Genomic DNA, 4707 nt, shown 5'->3' with positions numbered 1-4707 from the left:
GACTTGTGGTTGCACAGCAATTCCCGCAATCTAAACAATCTATATTTTCGAATTGCTTATCGTGCTCCTCATTGATTAAATTGTCCAATTTCTTGGGCTTCATCTTTTTTAGTTTACGCACCAATTTTACGTAATCAGGATGTTTTTTCTTTGCCTCAATAAGGTCTTCTTTGAATTCTTCGTTCATTGCCATAACTAAAAACAAAGATAGAGCTTCCCCCATCAAATCTCCCTATTTATAAAGATTAATTGAAAGATAGAATTCAAAATCTAAAATCACTTACTATATTTAATGCAACGAAGCATTATGGAAAAATTTGACCTAATAGTAATTGGTGGTGGTCCAGCTGGATATGCAGCGGCCATGCGGGCTATAGATTTTGGACGATCAGTTTGTTTAATTGAAAAAAAACGAGTGGGTGGTGCCGGTGTATACAACGGTGCGCTTTCTTCCAAGACTTTGTGGGAACTCTCACAACGTGTCCGAAACGTAAACGAAACCATATATTCGTTTGGAAGAGAACCGTTTGAACCTTCTTGGAAGGAAATTAAAAAAACCTTAGACGAAGCGGTTTTCGAACGTAAATTTCAATACAGCTGTCACATCAAATTACTTCAAACAGAATCCATGAATCAGTCGTTCCATTACGAACGTGGTCATGGAAAACTGCTGAATAAAAATGAGGTTGAAATCGATCATGAAGGCTTTAAAAAGACCATTTGGGGTGAAAATATAATTCTTGCCACTGGAAGTTCTCCAAGGAAACTCCCAAACATGAACGTGGATGAAGATGTAATCCTTACCTCAGATGGAATAGATGACATCAAAGATTTCCCTGAAAGTATCGTAATCGTCGGTGCCGGGGTAATTGGTTGTGAATACGCTACCATTTTCGCCAATTTTGGAAGAACTAAGGTTTACCTGATTGATAGACAGGATAGAATTCTTCCTTTTGAGGATGAAGACATTTCGAACTTGGTGGCAAGCAACTTAGAGAAGAGAGGGGTAACCATTCACCATGAGGCGCAATTAGAACGCTTAGAAAACATAGGAGGAAAAGTTGAATACGAATTATCTTATCCTGATGGAAGTAAAGAAACTATTCAAGTTGAAAAAGCTTTACTTTCTGTAGGTAGAACACCGAATATCCAAGGACTTTGCATCGAAAATGCCGGTGTTGAGATGTCTAAACGTGGTGTTCATATTGGAGACAACGACACCCAAACTAACATCCCAAACATCTATGCCGTAGGAGATTTATCTGGAAGGATTGCTTTGGTGAATATGGGAGAAATTGAAGCTCGTCATGCGGTAGAAAGAATTTTTGGAGAGGTAAAAAAACCGATCAGTTACGACAACGTTTGTACCATCATGTTCTTAAACCCCGAAGTGGCTGCAGTAGGTGTAAATGAAAAAGAATGTATAGAAAAGAACATTCCCGTTAAGGTGGTAAAAATAGACTACAGCGTTATTGCAAGAGCTATTGCCATGCGTAAAACCCAAGGTTTCTTTAAAATCATTGTTACCAACGATGATGAAATGAAAATATTAGGAATGCGCGCAGTTGGAGAACATGCCTCAACTGCAATACAAGCTGTTGGACTATTAATTCAAATGAATCAAGGAATAGAAGTGTTGGCAGAATTGGTACACCCTCACCCTTCTATTGTTGAGGGAATTCAGGAGTGTGTGCGTATGCTGCTAAATAAATCCATCTTTAAAAGTTCGGTATTCAAGGATAAACTGGCGTGTTACAGTTTGGTTGACGGAGTTAAAACTCCCTTAGAGAGACTGTAAACCAGAATACTACTTGAGTGGAATGGTATTTGAAACTCAAGTTTAAAAATCAAAGATGAAAATAAGCTTCAATAATGTAATGCCCCAGCACTTGGCCGATGTTGAACACAGCGCTGAGAGTATTTGGGGAAATAGTTTTCAGTTAGAAGCTCAAAGTAAAGTTGTACTTAATGCTTCATCTGGAAAAGGAAAAACAACCTTCACCACTACCCTTCTGGGTATAAGAGATAATTATACAGGTAACATCCGTTTCGGTGAGGTTACTTTAAAAGATTTAACCAAGGAGGAATGGGCCGAGTATCGCAGTTCAAAAATCGCGGTGGTTTATCAAGACTTACAACTGTTTCCAGAACTTACGGTGATGGAAAATCTTGAAATTAAAAACCAACTCAATCATAAATATAGCCCACAAGAGCTTCAAGACATGTTGGATGAACTTGAAATTGGCCATAAAACAAACGAAAGATGTGCCAATCTATCTTTAGGGCAACAACAACGTGTTGCTATTATCCGCGCGCTATGTCAACCTTTTGATTGGATTATTTTAGATGAACCTTTTAGTCACCTCGACGCCGAAAATGCGCGTAAGAGCTTAGCGTTAATTGACCGCGTTTGCCACCAAGAAAAAGCAGGTTTTATCTTAACCACATTGGGTGATTTTTACGGGTACGATTATCAAGTAGAATTAAAACTGTAAGCTATGTTGAACCAGATATTATTTAAAAATCAATCGAGGTTACAGTTAATCTTAGCCTTTTTAGGAGCTTTTTTAGGATTTACCTTCTTAATCACCTCCTTCCATTACCTTATTAGGGTGAACGAATTTGGAGAGGATGAGGAAATCTTAGGAAGCAATACGCTTATCGTACAAAAAAAAGTGAGTAACTATAACTCTTTAGCCTTAGGGAAAACAGATTTTGGAAAAGTAGAAATTAAACATTTGGAAGATAAAGACTTCGTGGAAAGCGTTTCTCCCATATTGAACAATAGTTTTGACATTTCTATTAAAACCGACAGTGACTTAATCCCCTACTTCAGTACGGATATTTTTGTACAAACAGTAGATCACAATTTTTTAAAAGTAGATGATGCGAGCTGGCAATGGCAGCCGGGAGATGATTTTATACCTGTTATCATGCCGCGAGAATTCTTAGTAATGATGAATACTTTTGCTTCTGCGAAAGGAATTCCCCAGGTTTCTGATGAATTAGCAAAGCGTGTAAAATTTAAGTTTACCGTATCCAATGAAAATCGCAAGGAAAAATTTGCTGTAAAGATTATAGGTTTCACCAATGAAATGAGTGCCATTTTAGTACCTACTGCCTTTATGGAATACGGGAATAAAAACTTCCCAAGTACAGTACCTGCAAAGGTTACTCACTTGATGACAGCCATTAAAGAAGGTCGTTTCGGTGAATTTGAAAAATACATGGAAGCAAACCATTTAGAACCTAAAGAAAGCTCTGTGTTAATTGGGAAACTAAAAAGTATAGCAGGTACTTTGTTCAGCATCTTATTCTTCATCAGTATACTTACTATCTTTTTATCCATTTTAGTACTACTACAATACGCTCAACTGCTGATGGCTAAAAACAAATATGAGATAACCACTTTATTACATATAGGATACTCTCCGGCATTGATTACTAAAAGAATAAGCAACTACTTTGTAAAGGTGTTCGCACTGATTACCCTTAGTAGTATTGCCGTTTTTGCATTGGCCAAACTATTTATTGACGCACTCTTTGAAAAAGGAGGAATTTTAATTGATCACACCTATACATGGCAAAGTATCTTGGCCGTACTTGGGGTCTTTAGCTTGTATAGTTTATTCAACCATTTGAATGCTAAAAAAGTGATAGAGAAAACTCAATGACAAACAAGTTGTATTATTTCGTTAAAATTGTGTTAAAATTATATCCCTTTCTTATTTTGGCGCGTCTTAACTGTAACTTCAAAATATTCAAAAACTAGAACATGAAAAGATTATTGCTAATTCTTACCTTATTAACGGCGTACATACTTCCGGGACAGGCACAAACAATGAAGTTTAAAATAACTGGTATTGAAGACACGACTGTTTACCTGGTTCGTTACGAAGGTTCAAGTATGTATTACGCAGATACTGCTCAAGTTAAAAACGGAGCTTTTAGCTTTGATGGTAGCAAGCAGGAACCAGGAATGTATACCTTCTCTATTAAGGGAGCTAGATACTTCGACTTTATATACAACAACGAAAATGTTCATATAGAAGCAGGTACAAGTAACTTATCTGAAACGATGAAGATTAAGGAGTCTGAGGAAAACAAAGTATTCTACGACTACCAAAAATTCTTTAGTCAAAAAAGAACTGAAGCGAATGCATTGAGCACGCAATTAAAGACTTTAGCCGCAGATGATGAAGCCGGTAAAAATGCAATTACAGAACAACAAGATGCTATCACACAAGAAGTTGTTGCTTACCAACAAAGTATCGTAGATAACCATAGCAATTTATTGGTTTCTAAAATCATTAAAATGGCGATGGACATTAATATTCCTGAGGCGCCAAAAGACGAAGAAGGAAATCCTATCAATCCAAACTTCACGTATTATTATGAATTGGAGCACTTTTTCGACAATGTTGATCTTACAGATGATAGATTAGCAAGAGTTCCTCTAATTCAATCGAAAATTGAATACTTCTTTTCTAAAAAACACATGGTTCAAAACCCTGATACCATTGTGAAATACATGACTCCTTTCATCCAACAAGTAGATCCATCTTCTACGATGTACAAATTATTGGTATTTAGAACGACTTTACACTTTCAACGTTCTAAAGTAATGGGGATGGACAAAGGTTACCACCACATGATTTTGAATTACTGGTGTCCACAAAATGAAAAAGGTGAACACTTGGCATACTG

The 4707-nt window shown here is 36.8% G+C and carries 4 protein-coding genes and 1 pseudogene; 4 read left to right on the top strand and 1 reads right to left on the bottom strand.

Annotated features, from left to right (window positions below; all coding sequences use genetic code 11):
* Positions 1-223: pseudogene (locus tag R3333_RS12470) on the bottom strand (hypothetical protein); the annotation flags it as partial.
* Between the two features lie 84 nt (positions 224-307).
* Here R3333_RS12470 and R3333_RS12465 point away from each other — a divergent pair.
* From R3333_RS12465 to R3333_RS12450, 4 genes are all read left to right on the top strand, one after another.
* The gene (locus R3333_RS12465; protein WP_318959105.1) at positions 308-1798 is read left to right on the top strand and encodes an NAD(P)/FAD-dependent oxidoreductase; all 1491 of its coding nucleotides are present in this window, start codon (positions 308-310) and stop codon (positions 1796-1798) included.
* Between the two features lie 55 nt (positions 1799-1853).
* Positions 1854-2495, top strand: a complete 642-nt coding sequence (locus R3333_RS12460) for an ATP-binding cassette domain-containing protein (protein WP_318959104.1) — start codon at positions 1854-1856, stop codon at positions 2493-2495.
* A 3-nt stretch (positions 2496-2498) separates the two neighbouring features.
* Positions 2499-3674, top strand: coding sequence for an FtsX-like permease family protein (locus R3333_RS12455; protein WP_318959103.1), 1176 nt, complete (start codon positions 2499-2501; stop codon positions 3672-3674).
* A gap of 101 nt (positions 3675-3775) precedes the next feature.
* On the top strand, positions 3776-4707 hold a 932-nt coding region (locus R3333_RS12450; protein ID WP_318959102.1), incomplete at its 3' end, for a DUF4369 domain-containing protein.

This window comes from Lishizhenia sp. (genome assembly GCF_033720595.1).
In the GTDB taxonomy this organism is placed as follows: domain Bacteria; phylum Bacteroidota; class Bacteroidia; order Flavobacteriales_D; family Crocinitomicaceae; genus Lishizhenia.
Note: the sequence above shows the minus strand (reverse complement) of the source record. Positions and strands in the feature narration are given on the sequence as shown.